Annotated in this window: 22 protein-coding genes; 17 read left to right on the top strand and 5 right to left on the bottom strand. The window is 54.2% G+C overall.

The window, feature by feature from the left end; translation table 11 throughout:
- Positions 1 to 182: 182 nt before the first annotated feature.
- Together WBG83_RS17245 and WBG83_RS17240 are read left to right on the top strand one after the other, a co-directional pair.
- The gene (locus WBG83_RS17245) at positions 183 to 1,481 is read left to right on the top strand and encodes a DNA polymerase IV (protein ID WP_336746497.1); all 1,299 of its coding nucleotides are present in this window, start codon (positions 183 to 185) and stop codon (positions 1,479 to 1,481) included.
- 203 nt (positions 1,482 to 1,684) lie between these two features.
- Positions 1,685 to 1,918, top strand: a complete 234-nt coding sequence (locus tag WBG83_RS17240) for a ferredoxin (RefSeq protein WP_336746496.1) — start codon at positions 1,685 to 1,687, stop codon at positions 1,916 to 1,918.
- 196 nt (positions 1,919 to 2,114) lie between these two features.
- On the opposite strand, the gene WBG83_RS17235 is transcribed toward WBG83_RS17240, so the two are convergent.
- The gene (locus tag WBG83_RS17235) at positions 2,115 to 3,911 is read right to left on the bottom strand and encodes a CHASE2 domain-containing protein (protein WP_336746495.1); all 1,797 of its coding nucleotides are present in this window, start codon (positions 3,909 to 3,911) and stop codon (positions 2,115 to 2,117) included.
- A gap of 352 nt (positions 3,912 to 4,263) precedes the next feature.
- Here WBG83_RS17235 and WBG83_RS17230 point away from each other — a divergent pair, with 352 nt between their 5' ends.
- From WBG83_RS17230 to WBG83_RS17220, 3 genes are all read left to right on the top strand, one after another.
- Positions 4,264 to 6,441: a FecR family protein gene (locus WBG83_RS17230; RefSeq protein ID WP_336746493.1), complete on the top strand. Its 2,178-nt coding sequence runs from the start codon at positions 4,264 to 4,266 to the stop codon at positions 6,439 to 6,441.
- Between the two features lie 52 nt (positions 6,442 to 6,493).
- Positions 6,494 to 8,080: a stalk domain-containing protein gene (locus tag WBG83_RS17225; protein WP_336746492.1), complete on the top strand. Its 1,587-nt coding sequence runs from the start codon at positions 6,494 to 6,496 to the stop codon at positions 8,078 to 8,080.
- A 215-nt stretch (positions 8,081 to 8,295) separates the two neighbouring features.
- The gene (locus tag WBG83_RS17220) at positions 8,296 to 9,744 is read left to right on the top strand and encodes a L,D-transpeptidase family protein (protein ID WP_336746491.1); all 1,449 of its coding nucleotides are present in this window, start codon (positions 8,296 to 8,298) and stop codon (positions 9,742 to 9,744) included.
- 7 nt (positions 9,745 to 9,751) lie between these two features.
- On the opposite strand, the gene WBG83_RS17215 is transcribed toward WBG83_RS17220, so the two are convergent.
- A complete protein-coding gene (locus WBG83_RS17215; protein WP_336746490.1) occupies positions 9,752 to 9,886 on the bottom strand; it encodes a hypothetical protein in 135 nt (44 codons plus the stop codon).
- A 177-nt stretch (positions 9,887 to 10,063) separates the two neighbouring features.
- Here WBG83_RS17215 and WBG83_RS17210 point away from each other — a divergent pair, with 177 nt between their 5' ends.
- From WBG83_RS17210 to WBG83_RS17185, 6 genes are read left to right on the top strand one after another with little or no spacing between them, the layout of a single operon-like run.
- Complete coding sequence (locus WBG83_RS17210; protein ID WP_336746488.1) at positions 10,064 to 11,158, top strand: quinone-dependent dihydroorotate dehydrogenase; 1,095 nt, start codon at positions 10,064 to 10,066, stop codon at positions 11,156 to 11,158.
- A 59-nt stretch (positions 11,159 to 11,217) separates the two neighbouring features.
- Complete coding sequence (locus tag WBG83_RS17205; RefSeq protein ID WP_336746486.1) at positions 11,218 to 12,024, top strand: GTP pyrophosphokinase; 807 nt, start codon at positions 11,218 to 11,220, stop codon at positions 12,022 to 12,024.
- Positions 12,024 to 12,470 (top strand): DUF309 domain-containing protein, encoded by a 447-nt coding sequence (locus WBG83_RS17200; protein WP_336746541.1) that lies wholly within the window; start codon positions 12,024 to 12,026, stop codon positions 12,468 to 12,470. The genes WBG83_RS17205 and WBG83_RS17200 overlap by 1 nt, the downstream gene beginning before the upstream one ends.
- Positions 12,467 to 13,459 (top strand): ABC transporter ATP-binding protein, encoded by a 993-nt coding sequence (locus WBG83_RS17195; protein WP_336746485.1) that lies wholly within the window; start codon positions 12,467 to 12,469, stop codon positions 13,457 to 13,459. Before WBG83_RS17200 ends, WBG83_RS17195 begins: the two co-directional genes overlap by 4 nt.
- Before the next feature lie 11 nt (positions 13,460 to 13,470).
- Positions 13,471 to 14,283, top strand: a complete 813-nt coding sequence (locus WBG83_RS17190; protein ID WP_336746483.1) for an ABC transporter permease — start codon at positions 13,471 to 13,473, stop codon at positions 14,281 to 14,283.
- A 30-nt stretch (positions 14,284 to 14,313) separates the two neighbouring features.
- A complete protein-coding gene (locus WBG83_RS17185; protein ID WP_336746540.1) occupies positions 14,314 to 15,102 on the top strand; it encodes an ABC transporter permease in 789 nt (262 codons plus the stop codon).
- Positions 15,103 to 15,196: 94 nt separating this feature from the next.
- Here WBG83_RS17185 and WBG83_RS17180 read toward each other — a convergent pair whose 3' ends face one another.
- The gene (locus WBG83_RS17180; protein ID WP_336746482.1) at positions 15,197 to 15,700 is read right to left on the bottom strand and encodes a thioredoxin family protein; all 504 of its coding nucleotides are present in this window, start codon (positions 15,698 to 15,700) and stop codon (positions 15,197 to 15,199) included.
- Between the two features lie 132 nt (positions 15,701 to 15,832).
- Between WBG83_RS17180 and WBG83_RS17175 the strand changes: the two genes are divergently transcribed.
- From WBG83_RS17175 to WBG83_RS17165, 3 genes are read left to right on the top strand one after another with little or no spacing between them, the layout of a single operon-like run.
- Positions 15,833 to 17,443, top strand: coding sequence for an RsmB/NOP family class I SAM-dependent RNA methyltransferase (locus WBG83_RS17175; RefSeq protein WP_336746481.1), 1,611 nt, complete (start codon positions 15,833 to 15,835; stop codon positions 17,441 to 17,443).
- 3 nt (positions 17,444 to 17,446) lie between these two features.
- The gene (locus tag WBG83_RS17170; protein ID WP_336746479.1) at positions 17,447 to 18,193 is read left to right on the top strand and encodes a pseudouridine synthase; all 747 of its coding nucleotides are present in this window, start codon (positions 17,447 to 17,449) and stop codon (positions 18,191 to 18,193) included.
- A 33-nt stretch (positions 18,194 to 18,226) separates the two neighbouring features.
- On the top strand, positions 18,227 to 19,024 hold the full coding sequence (locus WBG83_RS17165) for a Cof-type HAD-IIB family hydrolase (RefSeq protein WP_336746478.1): 798 nt from the start codon (positions 18,227 to 18,229) through the stop codon (positions 19,022 to 19,024).
- 63 nt (positions 19,025 to 19,087) lie between these two features.
- Here WBG83_RS17165 and WBG83_RS17160 read toward each other — a convergent pair whose 3' ends face one another.
- On the bottom strand, positions 19,088 to 19,180 hold the full coding sequence (locus tag WBG83_RS17160; protein WP_336746477.1) for a YjcZ family sporulation protein: 93 nt from the start codon (positions 19,178 to 19,180) through the stop codon (positions 19,088 to 19,090).
- A gap of 234 nt (positions 19,181 to 19,414) precedes the next feature.
- On the opposite strand from WBG83_RS17160, the gene WBG83_RS17155 reads away from it, so the two are divergent.
- Entirely contained in the window at positions 19,415 to 20,479 is a 1,065-nt protein-coding gene (locus WBG83_RS17155) for a hypothetical protein (RefSeq protein WP_336746476.1), read from the top strand.
- Positions 20,480 to 20,615: 136 nt separating this feature from the next.
- Here WBG83_RS17155 and WBG83_RS17150 read toward each other — a convergent pair whose 3' ends face one another.
- Positions 20,616 to 22,016, bottom strand: coding sequence for an RsmB/NOP family class I SAM-dependent RNA methyltransferase (locus WBG83_RS17150; RefSeq protein WP_336746474.1), 1,401 nt, complete (start codon positions 22,014 to 22,016; stop codon positions 20,616 to 20,618).
- Between the two features lie 186 nt (positions 22,017 to 22,202).
- Here WBG83_RS17150 and WBG83_RS17145 point away from each other — a divergent pair, with 186 nt between their 5' ends.
- Together WBG83_RS17145 and queC are read left to right on the top strand one after the other, a co-directional pair.
- Positions 22,203 to 22,892, top strand: a complete 690-nt coding sequence (locus WBG83_RS17145; RefSeq protein WP_336746473.1) for a 7-carboxy-7-deazaguanine synthase QueE — start codon at positions 22,203 to 22,205, stop codon at positions 22,890 to 22,892.
- A gap of 151 nt (positions 22,893 to 23,043) precedes the next feature.
- Positions 23,044 to 23,736: a 7-cyano-7-deazaguanine synthase QueC gene (queC, locus tag WBG83_RS17140; RefSeq protein WP_336746472.1), complete on the top strand. Its 693-nt coding sequence runs from the start codon at positions 23,044 to 23,046 to the stop codon at positions 23,734 to 23,736.
- Positions 23,737 to 24,023: the final 287 nt, after the last annotated feature.

Below are 24,023 nucleotides of genomic sequence, written 5' to 3'. Positions count from 1 at the left end.
GAAAAATCACAAATCCCCTTGTATTTTTGCTGAATAAAAAAGCGCTGATGTTCCGGCGGTTTATTGCTTGACCTGCCCGCGCAGGGATACTATGCTGGGAATATGTGTTTGCATCTGACGGCAGGCGAGGCCGATTAGAATCGGAACAGGCCGAAATTTCAGGGAACGACGGGTGAGCCGTGATGACCAGATCCAGCTCCAGTGAGCATTATCCGAAAAACGGGAGAGTTATTTTCCATATTGATATGAACGCCTTTTATTGCTCCGTACATGAAGCGGTGGAGCCGGAGAAATACCGCGGCAGGGCGATTGCGGTCGCCGGCAGCGTAGAGCTGCGCCGGGGCATTATTGTGACCTCCTCCTATGCGGCCAGGGCGCGCGGCGTGCGTACAGGCATGCAGGTCCGGCAGGCGGTGAAGCTTTGTCCCGACCTGATTTTGCTGCAGCCCGATTTTGAGCTGTACCGCACCTTCAGCCGCAAGTTTATGCAAATTGTATACAGCTATACCCCGCTTGTTGAAGCGATGTCCATTGATGAATGCTTCGCAGATATTACCGGGTCCAAGCAGTTTGGGGCACCGCTGGAGATTGCCGCCGAAATTCAGCGGCGCATTCGGGACGAGCTGCATTTGCCGTGCTCGATCGGAATAGCGCCAAATAAGCTTTTAGCCAAAATTGCATCCGACCTGAAAAAGCCGAACGGCATGACTGTGCTTCGAAAGCGGGATGTTCCCGTCCTTCTCTGGGACCAGCCGTGCTCTGCGCTTTACGGCATTGGCAGCAAAACGGCGGATAAGCTGAAGAAGCTCCATATTTATACGGTCGGCGAGCTGGCTAAAGCAAATGAGACGCTGCTTGCTTCACATTTCGGCGTGCTCGGTCCGGTGCTGGTCCGCGCGGCGAACGGGATTGACGATTCCCCGGTCGTGAACGAAAAAGAACAAAGCAAATCGATCGGACATACAACGACGCTGCCCAGTGATGTGACTGATGCCGGGGAAGCCAGACGGGTGTTCCTGAATTTGTCTGATCAGGTGACCCGCAGATTGCGCAGGCAGCAGCTGGTGGCCCGTGTTGTTCAAATTACAATCCGCGATCCCGGCATGAAGACGATTACGCGCAGTGTTACCCTGGTCGCTGCTACCAATGAAGCTAACGAGGTTTATCAAGCGGCCTGCAGGTTGTTTGAGCGCCACTGGCCCGAGGGCAAGCCGGCCCGGCTGCTCGGGGTTACCCTGCAGGGGCTGGAGGCCGCAACAACAGCTGTCGTTCAACTGGATTTGTTCGATTATGAGAAGCAGCCGCGCAAAGAAGAACTGACCCGTATTGTCGACAAGCTTCGCGACAAATTCGGTGAAGAAGCCGTGCTGACGGCCGGGATGCTGGGCGATGATCCCTCTGCGCTGATTCGCAACCACAAACGCCGCGGCACTTCCCTGCAGATGGATCATCTGCGCCTGCGCGGACTGGATCAGGAATAGCCGGAAAATCATTTCAGTCTGAAATAAAACGAAACGGATATACTAACTTGCGAGTTCGCAATAATTCCGCCGAGGCATAAGTATCATGCTAAATTGGCATCGGTTTTGGAAATGAAAGGTTTGAACTTTCACAGGTTTTATATTATAGTTTTAGATGAAATAACATCAAACTATCGACTGAAGAGTATAGGGAGGAACTAACAATGGCAAAATATACTTGGGTAGAAAAAGACACCTGTATCGCCTGTGGAGCTTGTGGCGCGACGGCTCCAGACATTTATGATTATGATGATGAAGGTCTTGCCGAAGTTATTTATGAAGCTGACGGCAACAGAGGCGTAACTGAAATTCCGGCGGATCTGTACGATGATTTGCAGGATGCTGCAGACGGCTGCCCGACAGATTCCATCAAAATCGCCGACACCCCTTTCAACTAATACTTCCTTAATCAATATAAGGCCCCTTGCGGATATATCCGGCAAGGGGCCTTATTGTTGTGCGCCCGGCATGGGCGATAACTTGGCGGTGAAAGTCCGCTACAGACTTTATACTTTGCAGCTTTACAAAATGAACCGGGACATGCCGCAGAGTTGGTAAGCATGTCCCGAAATGCGATAAACGACGCCTATTGGCTCAAGGCTGCTTCAAATCCTGAGGCGCCTGCTTGTGTCCCGTTACTTCGTATAAACGGAGCGGGACGGATTTGCCTTTGACTTGCTTTTCTCCGATATAGTTGTATTCGAAGTAGTCTTTGGTTCGTTCATAGGTGGCTTCCGAAACTAAAATTTGATTCGGCTCCGTGTTCGACTCGATCCGGGCGGCCGTGTTCACGTTGTCTCCGATTGCCGTGTAATCGACACGCAAATAGGAGCCGATATTCCCGACAACGACATTCCCGGAGTTTACGCCGATGCCGACTGCAATGTTCACATGATGCTTCTTTTTGATATCTTCGCGTACTTGAATCATTCCCTGCTGAATATCGTAGGCGGTTTTTACGGCCCGATACTCGTGGTACGGAACATCCAGCGGGGCGTTGAACAGCAGCATGGCGGCGTCTCCGATAAATTTGTCGATGGTGCCTTTATTTTGCAAGGTTTGCTCGGTGATTAAGTTAAACATCATGTTCAAGAAGTCGACAATCTCTTCCGGAGTCAATTTCTCCGATAACGGCGTGAAGCCTCGGATATCAAGGAATAGGATGGACAAATCCCGGTTGATGCCCCCAAGCTGAATTTCCTGTCCGTGCCGGGCAATTTCTTTCACCAGATCCGGCGAGATGTAGCGGCCAAACTGCTTGGTAATGTAATTTTTTTGCTTCGTTTCAAAGTATGTTTTCATCGCAAGATTAACGAGGAATGAAATCAGCGCCGCAAGGGTTGGATAAATAACGTCAACGACTTGGCCTGTCGCAGAGAAAATGAAAAATTGGCCGGTGAACAAAATCAGAATCAGAACGAAAAATAGCAGGACCGAAAATGTGGATCGGAGTCTCCAGGCAGCCAGGCCCACAAGCAGCATCATAGCCGCCATCAACAGCAGGCTGACCTTGTCCACAGCAGGGAACACTGCCTTATCGTTCAGCAGCTGCGATGTGATATTGGCATGGGCATACACGAGATTCATATGGGTTTCAATAGGGGTCGTGCCTTCGTCGTTGCCTGCTCCGGTATAGCCCACAAATACAACCCGATCCTTGAAGAAGCTGGCCGGGACCTCGCCCCGCAGTACTTTGCCCATGGATACGTAGTTAAAATCCTTGGATTTGGCGTCAAAGCGGATGAAAATTTCCTTTTGCGGGCTGTAATTCAAGTAGTGATTGACGTCGTATCCGGCCATCTTGGCGGCTTTGAAGGCCAGAGAATCAATCGGTCCTTCTGGCGTGTTGAGCTGCAGCCATGTACGGCGGATAACCCCGTCGCTGTCGATGGAACGATTGATGTGGCCGGTCTGCGTCACTTTGGCAATAGCCGGAATCGGCTTTTCCAGGCTGCGGGCCATAATCATGTCATCTTTGCTGCCGCGCGTGCTGCGGTTGAACTCGTCCTCGGTGACGGCGTAGGAAGGAATAATAATGTTCTTGTACTTGGCAAGTGTTTCCGCGAGTGCTTGATCGCTGGCCGGATTGCTTTCGGTGCTGAACGTAATATCGAAGGCAATGACCTTGGCGCCGGCCTTTTCCATCGTATCGATGACGGAAATGTATACCTTGCGGTCAAACGGGAACGTGCCGATTTCTTTCAGGGAGGCGTCGTCGATACCGACCACCACAATGTCCTCATGCGGCTCCTGCGACATCGTCCATTGGGTATTGTAGTCGAACAGGGCATTGCGCAGCACCTGCAGGGTATCCAGCTGATACAGAAGAAAGCTCAGCAGGATGACGGCGGCATTACCAATAAGTACCGTTTGTAACCAACCTTTTTTCAATAGAAACACACCTTTTATCTCATTATTGTGGTTGAAATGCGGGCCTTTACACACAGGAATATAGTAGCGTAATTTGACACGGCCCACAATATGGAATTTGTGTGTTTTGTCGAGGAATATCGTGATTTTTCGTGTTTTATTACAAAAAGAAAGAATTGTCATTTGTACAGGGTCAAAGTAAAATGAAGGAGGGCTACAACGAATGGAGAGGGGTTTTGCAGTGGTTAGCAAGCAAGCGCGATACATAACACGTTCATCATTGTCTATGATCCTATGTTTTTTATTGCTATTTAGCATATTGTCAGTTTTCCTGCCGAGGCCGGCTGAGGCGAAATCGTCGAGAACTGCCCAGGTGACGGATGTCGGAGGAACGGTGCTGGTGACGAAATCCGGCGGCTCGAAATCCTATGACGCTTTTGTGGATATGTATTTGAATGAGGGCGATCATTTGTCCACCGGATCAGATTCATATGTCGTGCTCAAGGTCGTAGACAAGGGCGACGAGGTTACGATCGGCGCCGATACGGAGCTGTACATCTCCAGTCTGACCGAGGACGGGGGAACAAAATCCAAATTCAGCCTCTGGGCCGGCTCTGTCTGGTCCAAGGTAAAAAAAGCCGTCTCGGATGATGACGAGTATGAGGTGGACACGCCGACCGCCGTGATGGGCGTGAAGGGAACACACCTGCTGACGGTCATGGATCCGAGAACCGGGCGAATGATCACGACCGTGTTCTCCGGTGTCGTTGAGACAACCCCGCCGGGCTCCTCCACAGGGCAGGAGGGCAATGAGGCCCAGGTTTATCCGGCACAGCAAATTGCCGTCGACCCGCGTGTAGGCGGCCCCGATTATCCTTCGGATGTGTCCGTTATCGATCCGGATACCCTGTTGAGAGATGTGTCTCCCGAGGTGCTGAAGGCTATATTCAAAAACGCGGCCGACATTAATTCGGAGAATGACCGTCTGATGGAGCTCAAAAGGAAGGAGCTTGAGGAGCAGCAGCCTGGAGCAGGGCTGAAAACATTTCAAATCGGAACTGCGGAGGATCTGAATCGGGTACAGCAAAATTTAAACCGGTTCATCAGCGACATCGCCAAACGCGCGCAGGAGCAGCGCATTGTCGATGAAAGCACTCTGCAAAAAATGATTGACGATGCAAATGCCAGCATTACGGAGGCAAATAAAAAGATTGATTTGGATGCGGTCACTACACTGGACAAAAGCGCTGGATTCGACCCCGAGTACTACAGCAGGCTGCAGCAAAAAAAGTCCGAGGAGGAAGCCAGGGCGCGCCAGCTTGATGAACAGCAGAAGGCGGAGGAGGACCGTCTGAAGCAGACGTATGCCGGCCTGCTCGGAAGGCTGGCGGATCAGCAGAAGCGTCTGGCGGATCTAAACCGTCAGGCGGAACAAAAACTGCAGCAGGAAGCGGAGCAGGCGTACACCGAGCAGCTCACCTCAGAAGAGAAGGAGCGCTTCCGGAAGGATGTTGATAAGGCCGAAAGCTCCAAAACGCAGACCTCTGGCTCCGGCACCGCAGCAAGCGGCAGCAAGGGGAACAACGGCAGCAAGAAGCCGGCAGAGCCGGTGGTGGTATCCCCGACGGGCGCAGTTGTAACGACTGCGGCTGCATACACCCTGCAGCTTACAGCGCCGCTCAACAGCCAGATTATTATTTATAAAGGCGGTACGGCGGTGAGCACGACCGCAGTAACTACCGCCAGCACAGTAGATGTGACTGTAGATTTGCAGGACGGGGAAAACTTGTTCTCAGCCCGCACCCTGCTGCGCGGAGTTCTCAGTGACGCGGTAACGATTCCGCTGATTACCAAGAATCAGGTCGGCACGCCTGTGTTTACGGAAACGTCCGTATCGTCAAGCCATAAGCAGGTGACGATCACGTATCCGGAGGGGGCGATCGTGAAGCAGTACAAGCTGGATCAGGAGGCGTACCGTGAGTACACGGGCCCGATTAGCTTGTATGGCGACACGACAGTCTATGCCAGGTCACAGGATGCTGCAGGAATGTGGACCGCGGAGGCCAGTCTTCATGTCACCTTCGACGATACGAGCAAGGCTTCTGTAGAAGCGCCGGAGACGGTGACGATCGGCCAGCCCTTCCAGCTTCAAGTGAACCTGAAGGATATTTCTCTATATGCGGCCGAAGTTCATGTGCTGTATAATGACGCTGATTTTACGCTTGATAAAACAGGGATTAGCTCGGCTGTCTTCAATGCGGTTCCTCATGTGGCGACGGTCCGTCAGGATACGTCGGCTGGAGCCAGCGGGGTACAGCGCGAGGTTACTTATGTCATTATGAAGGATGACATCTCGAACCCGGCGAGCCTTCCGGCCAATATAACGGTAAACGGGACGGAACAGCTTGTAACCTTCCCGCTGACGGCCGTAACGCCTGGCACCCATCAGGTGAAGGTGTATGTACTGCCGCTTGATATGAACTCGAACGCAGGCCTTGCCGAAGCAGAGCGTCAGAAATCGGTCACGATTGAGGCTTTGCCGTCCAGCTAACTTGCGTTCAACGGTTCTCCACCATCCATATCAAGTAAGGGGTAAACATAAAATGAAAACCAAGTTAAAACAATTATCGGTTGTAATGGCTGCGGTCGCGGCCCTTACAGCTGCTATGCCGGTATCCGCCGCTTCCCAGCTGGCGGCTGCCGGGGATAACAATCAGCTGCTCACCCATGTGCAGACCTACAGCGGAAGCGGGGCTTATGGGGCGAAGGCGGAAGGAAGTCAGCAGTCCGCCTCCTTTCGCCAGCCTCGCGGGCTGGCGGTGCTCGGAGATGGCTCTGTCCTTGTCGCCGATTCGGGGAATGAAGTGATTCGCCGCATTTCAGGCGGGCAAGTAAGCACCTATGCCGGAGTGACGCTGCCGTTCGACTCGCAGGGGCTGCCCCTTGGGACGCTGCTGGACGGGCCACGGGATGAATCGGTGTTCCATTCCCCTGGCGGCCTGGCAGCAGATGGTGCAGGAAACGTGATTGTAGCCGATACGGACAATCACGCCATCCGCAAAATTGCCGCTTCCGGCGAGGTGACCACACTGGCAGGCAACGGGGTGCTTGGCAGAACGGACGGTCAAGGGCAGAAGGCTCAGTTTTACAGCCCGCAGGCTGTAGCTGTGAAGCCGGACGGCACGGTATTTGTGGCGGACACCTTAAACCACCTCATCCGCAGAATAACTGCGGACGGTACTGTAACGACACTTAATGCGTCGTCGAAGCGGGTGGTCGAAGTTTATCCGGGCGTCGTGCAGCCGAGCGGGGACTATGCCGATGGACCGCTGGCCGAGGCCAAGTTTAACGAGCCGTCAGGCCTCGTATTGGATGACAAAGGCAATCTGTATGTGAGTGATTCGGGAAATCAGCGCATCCGCTATATCGATTTTGCCAGCGGACAAGTGACCACCGTAGCGGGAACAGCCGGAGGCTACAGCAGTACGGCCTTGTATGCGGACGGTGAATTCGCAGACGGAGCTGCGGCGGACGCCCGTTTTAATTTTCCTAAGGGACTTGCTTTGACCGGGGAAGGCGGACTGGTGATCGCTGACAGTATGAACCATTCGGTACGTTATTTGTTCGAAGGCCGGGTTTCGACGCTGGCCGGAAGCCTGAAGCAGACGGCCGGGTACCGGGACAGCGTGGATCGCACGGCCATGCTGCAAAATCCGACGAATGTAGCGGTTCAGCCAGACGGAAGCATTCTAGTGGCAGATACGTACAATCACGTTGTTCGTCAAATCCATTTCTATTCTGCTCCTGAGCGCTCGCAGGGAACGGAAGAGATTCGTGTATTGCTCGGCGCCCAGCCTGTCGAGTTCGATGCTGCCCCTGAAATGGTCAACGGCCGGACGATGGTGCCTGTACGGGCGGTGACAGAATCTCTCGGCTATGAGGTTCAATTCAACGATGAAACCAAGCAGGTCCGGTTAATCAAAAACGGCATCACCCTGGAGCTGGCGATTGGTAATCATGCGATGGTCCGGATGGAGACCGGTGCAGCGGATCAAACCAAAACGATCGATGCTGCTCCGTATATGAACCATGGCCGCACTTATGTGCCGCTGCGTTTGTTCAGTGAAGAAATGGGACAGGACGTGCAGTGGCTTGACGCCCTCCGGACGGTTGTTATCCGCAACAAATAATACGAATAAAAGCTGCCTTTCGAAGAGCAAATCAGACACAGAACCCGGATGTCCTGAAATCAGGAGAGTCCGGGTTCTGTGTCTGAAGGCCTAAAAATCCGGTTTGCGCAGAAGAGGACATTCAAAAAACTAACAAACAGCAAAGCTTTGACCGATATTGTATTGTAATCAGCCTCAGCGCTGAGGCGAGAGCAAACCTGAAAGGGGGATGCTGTATGGGAGATTCCCAGTATCTAAAAGCATTTGTACAAGCGCATCCGGATAATAAAATGGCCTGGTACTTGCTTGGCCGGGAATATATGGCGAAGGGCGAAGCGGGGAAGGCGCGTTATTGCTTTCTGCAGGCCGGTGAAGTATATACAGCCTATGAAGACATTGTTTTAAAAGCGCCTCAGGTAAGTCCGGAGGAATTAAAGCAAGCGCTTCCGGTTACGCCCGCAGCGCGGCGTAAACGGCCGATCCGCACGATAGCGCTCGCTCTCATGCTGCTAAGCTTGCTTGCTTTGGCGCCTTATATGATGAAAGAAGGAACGGTGCCGCGGGATCAAGCTGCACAGGAGAATGCAGCCGCAGGCCTGCAGCCGGAGACGGCCGTCAGCAGTCCGCTGCTTCCAGCGGGCACGGGTGTGTACTATGTGGTGCCTGAAACAGCGGGAGCAGGGGGCAGCACAAAAGAGCAAGCGCTTCAAGCGCTGATGCTGCCTAAGCAGCAGGCATTCAGCTTTGCTGTCCTGGCCCAGGCCAGGCCGTCCGGCGACGCCCGCTGGCTGGACTGGAGCAAGGAGCCGCTGGCGCTGCTGTCTGCGGAGCGCAAGGGAACGGCAGGAGGAATGAGCGTCAACTACCATGATGCGGGAACCTGCTTATGTGAGCCGTCCGACAGCAGCGGAGCGAAGCAAACCCTGGCTGTATGGAAACAGCAGCAGGAGCAGCAAATCGTGCTGCGGACAGCGCTGGAGGGATATATGCGGAGCAGCGGCCGTTTGCCGGAGACGATTGGAGAGCTGAGCCAGAGCTACCCGAACAACACGCTGAGCGGGTATACGCCGGGGATGGAGGCAGCCTTTGAGCCGCTAAAAGCACAACTAATTGCGGCTTCGCAGGGGGCAGCCCCGAGTCCTTCGACCGGGGGCAGTCCAGCCGGTCAGGCAGGCTCCGGCGGACAGCAGCCTTCCCCTCTGACGAATGCCGCTTCGCTTGCTCAAGCCGGATCGCTGGTGGAGCCGCTACAAATTGTTGTGGACAAGGACAAACACAGACTTGCGCTTGTCAGCGGCAGTCTCATCATAAGAAGCTATCCGGTCGGGCTGGGCGCTGACAGAACTCCGGAAGGAGAGTTTTATATTTCGGAGAAGGTGAAAAATCCGAACGGAAAAACAAACGGGGATTTTGGAAGCCGCGGGATGACGCTGTCGGATACGCTGTATGCGATACACGGTACAAACCGTCCGGACAGCATCGGCAAGGATCAATCGCTTGGCTGTATACGGATGCTCAACAAGGATGTGGAGGAGCTGTTCGCGATGACGCCGAAGCAAGCAAAGGTCACGATTGGGCGCGGTTTGCTCCCGGGTGACGGGACAGCGTCAGGCGAACCGTTCACGCTGCCGTCCGCGGGGAGTGACGAAACGAATCCTGGGAAGACATACAAGTGGTTAAATTAGCGTTGTATCAGGAGTTCATTGCCAGCAGGACAATCATCAAAATAACGACTGCTCCGATAATGGAGCCGGCCCATATAATCGCTTTTTTATTAACCTCTTCTTTCTGCTTTTTTACGAGAACGGGAGGTTTTTTCTTTGCCATGTTTTATCCAGCCTTTCGTATCAGAAATCATTGCCAATTCCTTGCTGTTTATGTACTCTCATTATAGCAAACCGGCGTTAGTCTATGAAAGAGGTTTCAATTGCAGTTCTTCTTTATTTTTTGCCACGAAAAGGCTAAACTAGTACGATAGAACAACGAAGAAGCGGAGTGCTGACGATGTATCAACAATTACTCAAACCGATTTTGTTTCAAATGGACCCTGAGAAGGCGCATCATCTGACCGTGGATGGAATGGCGACGGCCGCGGAGATTCCGGGCTTTTTGCCGCTGCTGAAATCGATGTACGGGGTGCAGCGGAATCCGGCGCTGGAGCTTACGCTGTGCGGCTTGAATTTTCCAAGCCCAATTGGCCTGGCCGCAGGACTGGATAAAAACGGTGTAGCCGTCAAAGGCTTTGCGGCCATCGGCTTCGGTTTTATGGAGGTGGGCACGGTGACGCCGCTTCCGCAATCCGGAAATGAGCAGCCGCGGCTGTTCCGCTTGCCGGAGGATGAAGCTCTGATTAACCGGATGGGCTTTAATAATGTAGGAACGGAAGCCATGAAGAGCAATTTGCGCAGGAACGGACGGGTGCCGATTCCGGTTGCCGTCAACATCGGGAAAAACAAAGTAACCCCGAACGAGGAGGCGGAGGAGGACTACCGGAAATGTGTCCGCGCCTTGTACCAGGAAGGCGATTTCTTCGTCATCAATATCAGTTCTCCAAACACGCCGGGGCTGCGGAATCTGCAGCATGGAGAGGAGCTTCGCTCTCTGCTGGCCGCAGTGAAGCAGGAAATGGCGCAGCAGGCCGTAAAAATAGGCGGAGCGGATAAGCCTGTTTTTGTAAAAATCGCTCCCGATTTGAGTACGGAAGAGTTAGAATATATAATGGAAACGATTGTAAACAGTGGTGTTTCGGGTGTAATTGCCACCAATACAACGCTGGATCGCGAAGGGCTGAATCATCCGAATCGGACTGAAGCAGGCGGACTAAGCGGCCGGCCGCTGACGGAGAAATCGACAGAGGTGATCCGCCGCATTTATGCGCAAACCGGAGGACGCCTGCCGATTATCGGAGTAGGCGGGATTTTTACCGCAGAGGATGCATATGCCAAAATCCGCGCAGGGGCTTCGTTGATTGAGGTCTATACGGCGCTCATTTATAGCGGCCCGGGGCTTGTCCGGGAAATTCAGAACGGGCTGGCGGCCAAGCTGAAGCAGGACGGCTTTACGCACATTACGCAGGCCATCGGCGCGGATCATCGTTAAGCGGCAGGCCCGGGAACGGCATTGACCCGGCGGATCAGATTGAATAAGGGGATGAAGCGATGGACGGAAGAGACTGGAGCAAATTTCTCATTCCTTATGAGCAAGCGGTGGAAGAATTAAAGTTCAAGTTTAAAACACTGCGCACTGAGCTGAAAAGCCGGGAAGGGTATTCCTATGTAGAGTTCGTGACAGGGCGTATCAAGCGAATATCCAGCATATTGGAAAAAGCCAAGCGTTTGTCTGTGCCCATGGACAAAATTGAATCGGGAATTGAAGATATTGCTGGAATCCGCATCATGTGTCAATTTGTACAAGACATTTATGCGATTGCCGCTCTTGTGCGTGAACGCAAGGACATGACGGTGCTTTACGAAAAAGACTATGTGGCCAATACGAAGGAAAGCGGGTACCGGAGCTATCATATTATTGTCAATTACCCGGTTCAAACGGCACTTGGCATGAAAACGGTGCTTGCCGAAATCCAAATCCGTACACTCGCCATGAATTTCTGGGCAACCATTGAGCATTCGCTGAATTACAAGTATCAGGAGGTGCTCCCGGAGGACGTCAAGCTTCGTTTGAAAAAGGCGGCCGAAGCGGCATTTTTGCTGGACCAGGAAATGAGCAGCATCCGGGATGAGGTTACAGAGTCGCAGCAGCAGTTCGAGGACCGTTCGAATGTGGTGTCACGCTGCTTGAACAATATTCAGGAGCTGTACTTTTATTACCGCGTCCGGGAGGCGGCCCAGTTCCAGCTGCGCTTCAATGAGCTGTGGGAGCAGGAGGATGATTGGGGGCTTAAGGAGCTGGCGGAGGAAATTCAATCGGCACTTATCCGGTCCAAAAAGGGAGACCAGAGCAAGTGATGGGGCCCGGAAATCCTTCAGGCGCTCCTGCAGGTGGATATGCTTCGCTGTACGTGGCGTTTGTGTACTATTTTAATGAAGCAAGGGATTACTTCGAGTGCCATGAGGTGCTGGAAGAGCTGTGGCTTGAAGAAGGCCGTCCTCCGCTGCTTCAAGGCCTGCTGCAGGTGGCCGTGGGCTTGTACCATGACCAGAACGGAAACAGGGGCGGGGCTTTGAAGCTGATGAAGCTGGCGCTGGAGAAGCTTGACCCGTATCCGGCGGCTGTGCTCGGCATTGATTTGGGCCGGCTTCGGGAAGAAGCGGGCGGTTATTTGAAGAAGCTGATCAGCGCGGATGAGCAGCCGTTTGAATGTTATGATCTCACACTTGATGTGACGGATCCGGATTTGGCGGCGGCTGTCACGGCATTTGGCCAAGAGGCGGGCAGGAGGGCAGACGGATGATTGAGGTAGAACAGCTTGCAAAGCATTACAAGGTGCACGTAAGGGCCCCCGGCTTTTGGAATGCGCTGGGCAGCCTGCTGCATCGGGAATTCAGGACCGTGAAGGCTGTGGACGAGATTAGCTTTCACATCCCCGAAGGGGAAATCGTCGGCTTCCTTGGACCAAACGGAGCGGGAAAAACCACAACGATGAAGCTGCTGACCGGCCTGCTGCATCCTTCCTCCGGGAAGCTGCAAGTGGCCGGTTTTCGTCCATATGAGCAAAAAAACGAATTCAAACGGCGAATTAGTCTCGTCATGGGGCAAAAAAGCCAGCTGATCTGGGATGTGCCGGCAGCGGAAACGTTTCTGGTGAACAAGGTGATTTACGAGCTGGATGACCGGGAGTACAAGCGGCATTTGGACGGGCTGGTCGAGATGCTGAAAATTGGCGAGGTAATGACCAAGCCGGTCCGGCAGCTGTCTCTTGGGGAGCGTATGAAATGCGAGCTGGCTGCGGCGCTGCTGCACAAGCCGGATTTAGTTTTTTTGGATGAGCCTACGATTGGTCTGGACGTCAATATGCAGGAGGTCATGCGGGCTTTTATCGCTGAATATAATCGTGAATTCAAAGCGACGATATTGCTGACAAGCCATTATATGGCCGATGTGACGGCGCTTTGTGAACGGGTCCTGGTCATCAATCACGGACGTCTCGTGTATGACGGCAGCATGTCCCGTCTTGTGGACCGGTTTGCTTCCCATAAGCATATTGCCCTTCAGTTTGCAGGCTCCGCAGAAGGCGTGGACCGGGGGCGGCTGGAGCAGGAGCTTGGCCGCTCGGGACGGCTGACTTCCTTCGATCCGCCGAAGGCGGTGCTGGAGGTGCAGCGTGACGAGGTCAGCGAGCTCGCGGCACGCTTATTGACCAAATTTCCCGTTATTGATTTGACGATAGAAGAGCCCTCGATGGAGTCCATCATCAGCCGGGCGTTCGAGTCGGCAGGATAGGGGGCGCCACCATGGCAGCATTTTGGAAAAAATACAGCGTTCTGTTCAAGCTGGATTGGGCGGTCCTGTTCGCTTATCGCGGGGAGAGCATTATATGGCTTGTCGGCGCCTTCATCCAGCCTCTCGTGAGCCTGGCTGTTTGGGTGTCCATCAGCAGCGGCTCCGGCGGCAGCGTCGGCGGCTATGCTGTGCGCGATTATGTTTTATACTTCCTCGGGGTGCTCGTCGTCGATCGCCTCACATCAGCCTGGGACGTGTGGGAGCTCGACAAGGATATTCGCGAGGGCACGCTGTCAGCCAAGCTGCTGCGTCCTTTTCACCCGATCCATTGGAGCATATCGCAAAATCTGGTATATAAGTTTTTTTTCGCTGTCATCATGGTGCCGTCCTGGCTGCTGCTGGCGCTGTGGTTTCCGCTTTTCAGGCTCCCGGTGGATATCTGGACCCTGCTGCTTGCGGCAGCAGCAATTCTGCTGGCCTCCGCGCTCAGCTTTTTCATCAGCTACGAATGCGGGCTGCTCGCGTTCTGGACGAACCGCGCGGTATCCATCTATGCTTTGTATGAAGCGGTGCATTTGTTTCTGGCGGGCCGGATAGCTCCGCTTGCGCTGCTGCCGGACTGGGTCGGATTTATAGCCAAATGGCTGCCCTTCTATGCGACGGTCGGCTTCCCGGTGGACTTAATGACGGGGAAGCTGGCTCAAAACGGCGATGCGGTGTGGGAGGGGTTCGCTATGCAATTCTGCTGGCTGACCGTGCTTTATGTGCTGTTCCGCGTGCAATGGAAGCGTGGCCTGCGCCAATATGGCGCTGTCGGAGGCTAGTACAGGAAAGCGGAGGGGGAACTAGGCTTGATTCGAAAGCATATCCGGCTGGTGCGGGAGTTTTTGCGCGCTTGCTTGGTCGAGGAGTTCGAGTACCGGGCTAATTTTGCGGCCAATATACTGACGACGCTGTTCTGGCTCGGCGCAGCGGTGCTAACGGTAAATATTTATTTTTATCAGGCGGATGCTTTAGGCGGCTGGAGCTATTACGAGGTTCTGGCGCTGCTCGGTATGTTTAATTTGATACAGGGGCTGATTGAATTCTTCCTTCAGCCGAATATGAAGCGCCTGGTCGAGCACATCCGGAAGGGAACCCTCGATTTTGTGCTGATGAAGCCGGTGGACAGCCAGTTTTATGTCAGCTTCCGGCATCTTGTGTTCTGGCGCCTGTTCGACGTTGCCGCCGGATTTGCTTTGCTCGGGTATGCGCTGTGGCGCGCGGGCATTCGACCTGATGCGGCTGATGCCATCGTATTCGTCGTGATGCTGCTGGCGGCAATTATCGTTGTCTATTCGTTATGGATGGGGATGATGACCTTCTCGTTTTGGGCGGTGAAGGTAGATAATTTATCGTACCTGTTCCATTCCGTGTTCGAGACGGCGCGTTTCCCGGTCAGCGTGTACGGGGGGTTTGTCCGTTTTGTATTGACGTATTTGTTCCCGATTGCGCTTGTAACTACAGTGCCGACGGAGGCGCTGCTGGGTCGCCTTGGGCTGGCCGAGGGGATGGCGGCGGCAGGAATTGCGCTGGTCTTTCTTGGACTAGCCCGCTGGTTTTGGCGGTTTGCGCTGCGGCACTACACAAGCGCGAGCAGCTGAACGGGTATCTGGTACAGGTACACTCCGGCGGTTTGCAGGTGTAGCCGCGCTGCGAAAAACAAAAGCGCCCCGGCGTCCCGGAGCGCTTTTGTTCCTATTGCTTTTTGCCGTAGGTTTCAAAAAACCTCTTGAAATCCTCCGGTTTGTTGCCGCCTGGCGCTTCTGTTGTGGCTACGCCGTTTTCAAGCCGGGCCGCTTCCTTACCGTCCTTGTAGTAAACGATCGTGGGTGTACCGGTAATTTTGTATTTGTCCCAGCCTTTAACGTACTCCAGCAGGTTCAACTGCTTCAGGTCTACGCCCAGGTCCTTCACCATCGGATTAATGACTGGCGTTGTTGCCAAGCAGTGAGGGCAGGTCGGCTGGAAGAAATATACGAGCACTTCCTCTTTGTTGGCAATCTTCTTGTCCAGCGAGTCCGGCAGGATAATGTTCTGATAGTTAGGATCAGACAGCTGCTGGCGGGTAGCCGGATTCAGCTGGGACGGGTTGACGCCGTAAGGGTTGTCCGCATTGACCTTCTCCGATTGCTTGTTAACGACAAACAGTGCAGCAAAAATGACGACAATGATGCCCAGGTAGATGAGCATTTTCTTCATGGTTTCACCTTCTTTCGTAGGACGACTGAATTTACACTACAAGTATTCGTGTTCATTATACATGTTTCCTTCACATGAAGACAATACAATTTGACAGATTTACGGCAAAGGCCGGAAAGGGGAACATCGGGTATGGGCAGTGTGCTGCCGGAACAGTTTTTGAAACGGATGGAGGAATTGCTGGGGGAGGAGTTTCCCGCCTTTCTCGCCTCATATGATGCTCCTCGGGCTTACGGCTTGCGGGTGAATGGGCTAAAAGCGGATATCGCCGCGTTCCGCAGCGGGGAGACGGTCCCCTGGTGCGAGACCGGCTGCTATACAAGTGAAGCGGAGCGCCCGGGCAAGCACCCGTTTTATCACGCAGGCTTATATTACATTCAGGAGCCGAGCGCGATGCTGCCGGCAGCGCTTTTGCGCCCTGAACCGGGGGACAGGGTTCTGGATTTGTGCGCGGCGCCAGGGGGGAAATCAACGCAGCTGGCCGCGCTGCTGCAGGGAAAGGGCATGCTGGTGACCAATGACCTTCATCCGGACCGGACGAAGGTGCTTGCCAAAAATATAGAGCTGGCTGGAGTTACGAATGCGGTGGTGCTGAACGAAAGCCCGGAACGGCTGGCGGAACGTTTTCCCGGCTTTTTTGATAAAATTTTGGTGGACGCGCCTTGCTCCGGCGAAGGGATGTTCCGCAGAGAGCCGGATATGGTTAAGGACTGGCTCCGCCACGGTCCGGCCCACTATGCCAGGCTGCAGAGGGATATTCTCCGGCAGGCGGCCGGCATGCTTGCTCCGGGGGGCCGGCTGGTGTACTCTACCTGTACCTTTTCCCCGGAGGAGAATGAGGAGATCATTCTTGAATTTCTGTTAGAGCATCCGGAATTCCGGGTCGTTCCTGCTCCCCGGCACGGAGGGCTGGCGGGAGGAAGACCCGATTGGGCGGATAGGCGGGAGAAAACCAGGCCGGAAGCCGGGCGGACGCATCAAGCCGCAGTTGATAACGATCAGAAGATGGATTCCGCCCGCGTATGTGAAGGAGCGCCGGATTCCATTGCAGCGGTTACCGGCTCGGTTGGCGGCACGCTGCGGGTATGGCCGCATCTTACGCGGGGCGAAGGCCACTTTGCAGCGCTGCTGGAGCGCAGTCCTGCGGCGGAATCCGGTGAAGCTGATCAGGCTATGCCGGAAGCTTCAAGCGATGCAGGGAAGGACAGACAAGCACCCGCTGCTTCGGCAAAACAGCGCACAGGACGTTCTCCACGCGGCACAAGCCGCAGCTGGAGTTCGCCGGACCGCAGCCAGATGGAGCTGCTGGAAGCTTTTTTACGTCAGCATGTGAGCGCGGTGCTTCAGGACAAGCTGCTCGGATCGCCGCTTGTACAGTTTGGGGACTACGTGTATGCTTGTCCCGAGGGGCTGCCTTCCCTTGACGGGTTAAAGGTAGTTCGTCCCGGCTTGTTTCTCGGTACGGTGAAGAAGCACCGGTTTGAGCCTTCGCATGCCCTGGCGCTGACGCTGCAGCCTGACGACGTGTATCTGCGGGTCAGGCTGCCAGCCGACGATCCGCTGGTGATCAAATATTTGAAGGGCGAAACGCTAGATGCGGACAAGCTGCAGATGGAGCTTGAGCAAGGCGCGCCCGCAAAAGGGTACTGTCTTGTTTGTGTGGAACGATTTTCGCTTGGCTGGGGCAAGTGGCAGAACGGCTTGTTCAAAAACGAGTACCCCGCAGGCTGGAGGTGGAGCTGAACGATGAAAACAAAGCAGCGTTTGGATAAAATATTAGCCCATATGGGTTTCGGTACGCGTAGTGAAATCAAGAGGCTGGTCAAGGCCGGGGAAGTGGAAGTCAACGGCAGTACGGTCAAGGACAGCGGGTTGCAGGTAAATCCGGCAGCCGATACGATCCTGGTTGCAGGGGAGCAGGTGGTATACCGGGAATACATATACGTGATGCTGAATAAGCCGCAGGGCGTCATCTCGGCGACGGAGGATACCCGGGAACGGACGGTCATTGATCTGCTACCTGAGGAATACCGCCATTTTGAACCGTTTCCGGTAGGACGGCTGGATAAAGACACGGAAGGCCTGCTGCTGCTGACCAATGACGGACAGCTTGCCCATCAGCTGCTTTCACCCCGCAAGCATGTGCCCAAAACGTACTATGCGGAGGTGGCAGGGCGTGTCGATAGCCGGGATGAAGAAGCCTTCGCCAAGGGAGTGACCTTGGATGACGGATATGAGACGATGCCTGCCAAGCTGGTTATTCTAAAGCAAGGCGATCCGGAGCAGAGCCAGCTGTCCAGGATCGAGCTGACGATTCAGGAAGGCAAGTTTCATCAAGTGAAGCGGATGTTCGAGGCGGTCGGGAAAAAAGTCGTCTATTTGAAGCGGATTACGATGGGACCGCTGCTGCTGGACGAGCATTTGCCTCTAGGGGGCTATCGCGAATTGACCGAGGCCGAGCTGGCCGCACTTCCCCTGGTGAAAAAGGAGTAGTTCAAATGAGACGGGCAAGGAGGGACAAAAGCCTTGAAGGTTGATCTTATCGCTCTTGATGTGGACGGAACGCTGCTGAATGACGATTATGAGCTGACGGACGAGACGAAGCAGGTGATTCGGGAGCTGCACGAAGGAGGCAGCCGGATTGTATTGTGTACCGGACGAAGCCCGCTTAACGCTATTCCGGTCATGGAGCAGCTTGGACTGGAAGGCTATCTGATTGCACACAATGGAGCGGCGACGATTCATTCGGTTACCAGAACAATGATTCATCATTATCCGTTCGAAGTGAGGGCGCTGGCTCCATTTGTGGATTACTGCCGGCAGGAACGGCTTCATTTTGACGTATGTACCCCGTTTGAGCTGCTGCTGGAAAGCTGGGACGAGGAGAAAAAAGAGATGTACGCCAAATATATGCTGTATCCGACTAAAATGGAGGATATTTACCAGTTAAGCGAACCTGTCGTCAAATTTACAGTGTATGATGCGGATATCGCTTTAATCGATGAAGTCGAGAATAAATGGAAGCGCATGGCAGAGGATGCTTTTCACATTACACGCGGCGGGGACTTTTTTGTGGATATGATGGACCGGCAGGCAACCAAAGGAAACGCGCTGCGGCATTTGGCGGATTATTTGGGGGTTCAGCGGGAGCGGGTGCTGGCAATCGGGAACTATTTCAACGATGTGGAGATGCTTCGTTTTGCCGGAACCGGGATTGCTATGGGCAATGCGCCGGAAGGCGTTAAGGAAGCGGCGGATGATGTGACACTCAGCAATAATGAAAACGGGGTGAGCGCGGCGCTTCGTAAATATTGTTTTTCATAAAAAAGGAGACGAGGAAGCAAGCCGGCCCGCATGCAGCGGACCGGCTTGCTTCGGTTGCATTCATTAGAACAGGCCGGCACGGGATACGATAACCAGCAGGATGAACAGAACCAGAATGACACCCGTCGATGTGAAGACTCCTCCAACTACAGACATAGTGATACCTCCCTGTTACGTGAGTTTCCGACAGGCTGCTGCGTGCAGGCATGAAATGCTGCTTGGTTGCACTCCGCCTTTCGGTACACATTATCATATGCCGGGCGAAGGCAATCGATTGGACATTTTCCGGGGATGCTTATATTTTGGGCAGGGGCGGGTTAAAATAATGCTGTAATTCCAAGTGTTGCCGAAAATAGGAAGCATTCTAATACCCGGGAGGAGAAGGCTTACATGGCGTTCATTCGTTTAAGGCCCGATATGAAGACGGCTGGCGGAGAAGTAAGTGATATTATTTATGACGGCTGCTGGGTTGGCACGATTACGCTGTTGTATCGGGAAGGGAGCCGATGCTGCGGCTCGGTACAGCTTGATGAAGATTCTCTGACACGCGGAGTGAAAAATAAGGTGGTCTCATTTGTCCAAGCCTACGTGCAGGAAGTCATTGATGCCGTGGATGCCGTGGAATGTGATGTGACGGTAACGTACAGCCCGCTGGACCATGTCATTGCCTCGGAGAATCGTGTCGGGGTCATCCGGAGCTGGCTTGACGGGGAAGATGATGATGCGGACCGGTTGGATTACGACAAGGATGTTCTGCCGCGATTTGATGATATTGACCCTTACGAGCGGGATGAGGTGGAGATGCAATCCGCCATGAAAGCTTCGGCGGGGCATAGCCGGTGGGAGCTCGTGCAGGTAGGTGAATCCCGCAACCGGGTGGAATATCACCTGTATGACGGAAAACAACAATGGCTGGCTGAAGGCTTTATGGTGCTGCAGGGGGCCGATGTGTACGGCGATGTCGTGTGGCGAATCGATCCGGAGGAAGGGCAGATTGAGCAGGCTGCCCATTTGATTGTGTCGGACTTTGATGAGAATCAAGTGGATTCCTTTGTAATCAATATGTACTATGAGGATGAGCTTGTAGAGAGCATAGAGCTGACGCACGAGGACTTGCTGGATTGGGAGGAGCCTGCCGGCTTGAACCGGCAGGAAATAGAGGATTATACGCTTGTGCTGGCGCGGGACGACGCCGGTACGCTCACCTACGAAATTTACGAGCAAGCCCATGGCGGGCTGCCGATCGGGACGGCAACCATAGACATCAGCCAGCGCCAGCTGACGGGCTTTATCGATTTCCGCGACCCGGAAGCCCGCAAGGACAGGGAGCAGATCGCGGAGCTGCTAATGCAGGAGCTGGATAAAGAGCAGGAGTATGAATCGCTCAACATCACGATGCTGGTCCGGAATAAGCCGATTGACGAGCTGCATTTCGAGGTGGAACAGGTGCATTAAAGCACAAGGCTGGTTCAGCTTCTCAGGTGAGGAAGCCCCCGGGCTTATCGGTTCAAAAGCCAAGGGGCGAATCCAGTTCTTCAAAAGACCTGGACTGACGAGATACGCTTCAAGCCGGATGAAGCTGGGGCATACCTTAGCCCGGCCAGCGGAGTCCTTTTGGGAAATGATTCTTTGCTTGTTCGCCGCTTACCTTGGCCCAGCCGAGCGGATAGCCGGCTGCCGTCACCAAACACCAGCCTGCCAGCTGACCGGGCGCCGGGAGGGCTTCTCCGCGCAAATAAGCGCTAATCTCAGGCGCATCAGCTTCATAATCGAGCGAACCGGCGGCTTGCTCTGCGCGAAGCGCGGCAGCCAGCGCATGAGCGGGCTCGATGCGCTGTTTTTTTACGGCAGCCAGGTGAAGACCCGGCCGCAGCACCTTCAGCCCATCCAGCAGAGCCGGCTGGAAGCTTCCGTTACCAGCCTGCGGCAGCCAGTAGAGCTGCTCTCCGAATAGCAGGGGCTGCCCGGGGGGGAGCTTCCATCCGGGAATACAATCGCGGGCAAACGCTTCAAATAAAAGCATGGCATCGGCCGAGGATTTGTCCTCCGGCTTTTTTTTGTGTTTACTCCGTTTGTCTGGTTTGACCGCCCGCAGATCCGCTTTGAGGGGCTGCCCGGCCTCCTCTTCGCCGCTCTCCGCAGTTTTGTCCAGCAACGCCACAAAATGCCCTTCGCCCTCCGCCGTATGCGGCCAGATACGTTCAATACGCCGTAGCGTAAATTGAGGATGGCTGTCCAAAAACGCATGGACGGTTTGTTCATTTTCTTCCGTATTAAACGTACAGGTGGAATAAGCCAGTGTGCCGCCTGGCCGAAGCATACGCGCAGCCTCAGCGAGAATGTCGGTCTGCCGGGCTGCGCACATGGTTACATGATCCGGAGACCATTCACCCATGGCTTCCGGGTCCTTGCGAAACATGCCTTCTCCAGAGCAGGGAGCATCCAGCATGATTTTATCGAAAAAGGAACGGAATCGGGCCGCAAGCTCCTGCGGGGAAGCGCTGGTGACGACAGCGTTCGTAATGCCCATGCGCTCCACATTTTCAGCCAGAATCTTGGCCCGCGCCGGATGGATTTCATTTGCAATCAGCAGTCCCTGGCCATGGAGCATCCCCGCGATTTGAGTCGTTTTGCCCCCGGGGGCGGCAGCCAAATCCAGAACGGTATCGCCAGGCTGAGGCTGGAGCAGCTCTGCGGCGGACATTGCCGAAGGCTCCTGAATGTAATACAAGCCCGCTTGATGAAACGGGTGCTTTCCCGGCCGAGCGGTATCCGGATAATAATAGCCCGTGGAGCACCAGGGGATGGGCCGCAGGCCGAAGTGTGATTGCAGCTCGGTCCAAACCGGGGAGTCTTCCTTGTGCAGCTTGAGCGGATTGAGACGCAATCCTTGCGTTCGCGGGGCGCCATAGCTGGCTAAAAATGCCGCCGCTTCATCTCCGAGCTGGCGCTGTATACGTGCTACAAAAGCATCGGGTAACTGGTAGGACATCAGAGCTATTCTCCTCTTGAGGCAGTGTCGGTACATCGTGAAAATTCCCGTCATAGCATGCGCAGAGCATGTCTATTTTCGGTGAATGCGGGTCGTTACCCATTATACCCAAACCGATGCATTGTGAGAAGCCGGGTGCGGTGGTATAATGAGGGGATAGTTTTTGAGCAGCATGGAGGAAGACCGATGCAGAGCAATGATCATATTAAAATTCCAATGGTAGAAATATTTGAAACCGTGGAGGGGGAAGGCACGCGGGCCGGATTTCCCACGGTATTTGTGCGTCTGTTCGGCTGTAACCTGCGCTGTGTGTGGTGTGACACCACCTACAGCTACCCGCCTGCCAAGGCGGAGAAGGTCATGGCGGTCCGAGATATCGTACGGGAAGTGGACTCATACCGTTCTACACATCTGTGCTTGACCGGCGGAGAGCCGCTGCTGTATGGCGAGAACTCTTTAGCCGTGATTGAAGGCCTGCTGACCATTGAGCGTCTGACGGATATTCACATTGAAACGAACGGCGCTGTCGATCTCGCTCCTTTCCTGGACAAGGTGAGCGATAACCGTGTACGGTATGTGATGGATTACAAGCTGCCGGATTCCGGGGAAAACGACAAGATGATAGAGAGCAATCTCAGCCTGCTTCGGCCGCAGGATGAATTAAAATTCGTTATCGGAACCGAGCGGGATTTTATGGCGGCCAAGGCGCTGCTGGAATCAACTCCGATTCACGCGCTTGCGCTGTTCAGTCCGGTGTGGGAGACGATGAAGCCTGCCCGGCTGGTCGAGCTGATGCTGGAGCACGGATTATCCAGTGTCAAATTAAATATGCAGATGCACAAAATAATTTGGGATCCGCAGATGCGCGGCGTGTAATACAAGGGATACGGCGAAGGCCCGGCACTCATGAAGCGGCCCAGCTGCCGCTATTGCAGCCGAGTGGTGCAAGCCGTAATCAGATTCAAGCATAGGGATAAATGAAAAAACGGGCTGTGAACAGCCCGTTCGCTTATAGGAGTGAATGGTCATGGGGAAGGCAAGTAAAAAAGCAGTGATTATTTTGAGCGGAGGGCTCGACAGCACGACCTGCATGGGTATTGCGCTGGATCAGGGGTATGAGCTGTACCCGCTGACGTTCGATTACGGGCAGCGGCACATAATGGAGATCGAGAACGCTCGTGCAGTTGCGGCATTTTATGGTACGGAGCAGCGGCATAAAGTCGTTCCGTTGAGCTTTCTCCGCGAGATCGGCGGCAGCGCACTGACTGACGATACCATTGATGTGCCGGAGGGAGAGGAAGCGGAGGGAGAAATTCCGGTCACTTATGTCCCGGGGCGGAACCTGCTGTTTCTGTCCATCGCCACCTCCTATGCCGAAGTCATCGGGGCGGAAGCCATCTATATCGGCGTCAATGCGCTGGATTACAGCGGGTATCCTGACTGCCGGCCTGACTTCATCCGGAAGGTGGAGGATGTCATCGCCGTCGCAACCAAGGTTGGCGTGGAGGGCAAGCCGATCACCATTCAAACTCCGCTTATCGAATGGACCAAGGCGGACATTATTAAGGAAGGTATGCGGCTTGGCGTGCCCTATAAGCTGACGACCTCCTGCTATAACGGCCATGATGAAGCCTGCGGCGTCTGCGACAGCTGTCGTTTGCGGCTGAAGGGCTTTGCGGCTGCGGGAGAGACTGATCCGATCCGCTATGCGAAACGGTAGCATACAGGATGGAACAAACCGGTTGTCAAGACAGACCCGAATGTGCCAAAATAAATAATCAGCACTGATTATCGTATGTTCCGCTTCATCTTGAGGCGGATGGCGAGCGCAAATCAGGCAGACCTGCTGTTTTCATGCGAAAACGGCAGGCTGTCCCGATTAGCGCTTTTTTTATTGTTCCCCGTCGGTGGATGACATGGATCGATATAACTCACATTCCGCACCCTGAGGATAAGCCAGCGAGTGGAATGTTGCAGTGAAAAAATAAGCTCAACGAGCTGTAGCGA

The sequence above is a fragment of the Paenibacillus sp. y28 genome, assembly GCF_037137075.1.
Lineage (GTDB): Bacteria > Bacillota > Bacilli > Paenibacillales > NBRC-103111 > JBBBNV01.
Note: the sequence above shows the minus strand (reverse complement) of the source record. Positions and strands in the feature narration are given on the sequence as shown.

What these genes read in the sequence shown, in the direction of transcription:
- WBG83_RS17245 (WP_336746497.1), top strand. Translation starts at nt 183, where the DNA reads ATGACCAGATCCAGCTCCAGTGAGCATTATCCGAAAAACGGGAGAGTT.
- WBG83_RS17240 (WP_336746496.1), top strand. Translation starts at nt 1,685, where the DNA reads ATGGCAAAATATACTTGGGTAGAAAAAGACACCTGTATCGCCTGTGGA.
- WBG83_RS17225 (WP_336746492.1), top strand. Translation starts at nt 6,494, where the DNA reads ATGAAAACCAAGTTAAAACAATTATCGGTTGTAATGGCTGCGGTCGCG.
- WBG83_RS17220 (WP_336746491.1), top strand. Translation starts at nt 8,296, where the DNA reads ATGGGAGATTCCCAGTATCTAAAAGCATTTGTACAAGCGCATCCGGAT.
- WBG83_RS17215 (WP_336746490.1), bottom strand. Translation starts at nt 9,886, where the DNA reads ATGGCAAAGAAAAAACCTCCCGTTCTCGTAAAAAAGCAGAAAGAAGAG.
- WBG83_RS17210 (WP_336746488.1), top strand. Translation starts at nt 10,064, where the DNA reads ATGTATCAACAATTACTCAAACCGATTTTGTTTCAAATGGACCCTGAG.
- WBG83_RS17205 (WP_336746486.1), top strand. Translation starts at nt 11,218, where the DNA reads ATGGACGGAAGAGACTGGAGCAAATTTCTCATTCCTTATGAGCAAGCG.
- WBG83_RS17200 (WP_336746541.1), top strand. Translation starts at nt 12,024, where the DNA reads ATGGGGCCCGGAAATCCTTCAGGCGCTCCTGCAGGTGGATATGCTTCG.
- WBG83_RS17195 (WP_336746485.1), top strand. Translation starts at nt 12,467, where the DNA reads ATGATTGAGGTAGAACAGCTTGCAAAGCATTACAAGGTGCACGTAAGG.
- WBG83_RS17190 (WP_336746483.1), top strand. Translation starts at nt 13,471, where the DNA reads ATGGCAGCATTTTGGAAAAAATACAGCGTTCTGTTCAAGCTGGATTGG.
- WBG83_RS17180 (WP_336746482.1), bottom strand. Translation starts at nt 15,700, where the DNA reads ATGAAGAAAATGCTCATCTACCTGGGCATCATTGTCGTCATTTTTGCT.
- WBG83_RS17175 (WP_336746481.1), top strand. Translation starts at nt 15,833, where the DNA reads ATGGGCAGTGTGCTGCCGGAACAGTTTTTGAAACGGATGGAGGAATTG.
- WBG83_RS17170 (WP_336746479.1), top strand. Translation starts at nt 17,447, where the DNA reads ATGAAAACAAAGCAGCGTTTGGATAAAATATTAGCCCATATGGGTTTC.
- WBG83_RS17160 (WP_336746477.1), bottom strand. Translation starts at nt 19,180, where the DNA reads ATGTCTGTAGTTGGAGGAGTCTTCACATCGACGGGTGTCATTCTGGTT.
- WBG83_RS17155 (WP_336746476.1), top strand. Translation starts at nt 19,415, where the DNA reads ATGGCGTTCATTCGTTTAAGGCCCGATATGAAGACGGCTGGCGGAGAA.
- WBG83_RS17150 (WP_336746474.1), bottom strand. Translation starts at nt 22,016, where the DNA reads ATGTCCTACCAGTTACCCGATGCTTTTGTAGCACGTATACAGCGCCAG.
- WBG83_RS17145 (WP_336746473.1), top strand. Translation starts at nt 22,203, where the DNA reads ATGCAGAGCAATGATCATATTAAAATTCCAATGGTAGAAATATTTGAA.
- queC (WP_336746472.1), top strand. Translation starts at nt 23,044, where the DNA reads ATGGGGAAGGCAAGTAAAAAAGCAGTGATTATTTTGAGCGGAGGGCTC.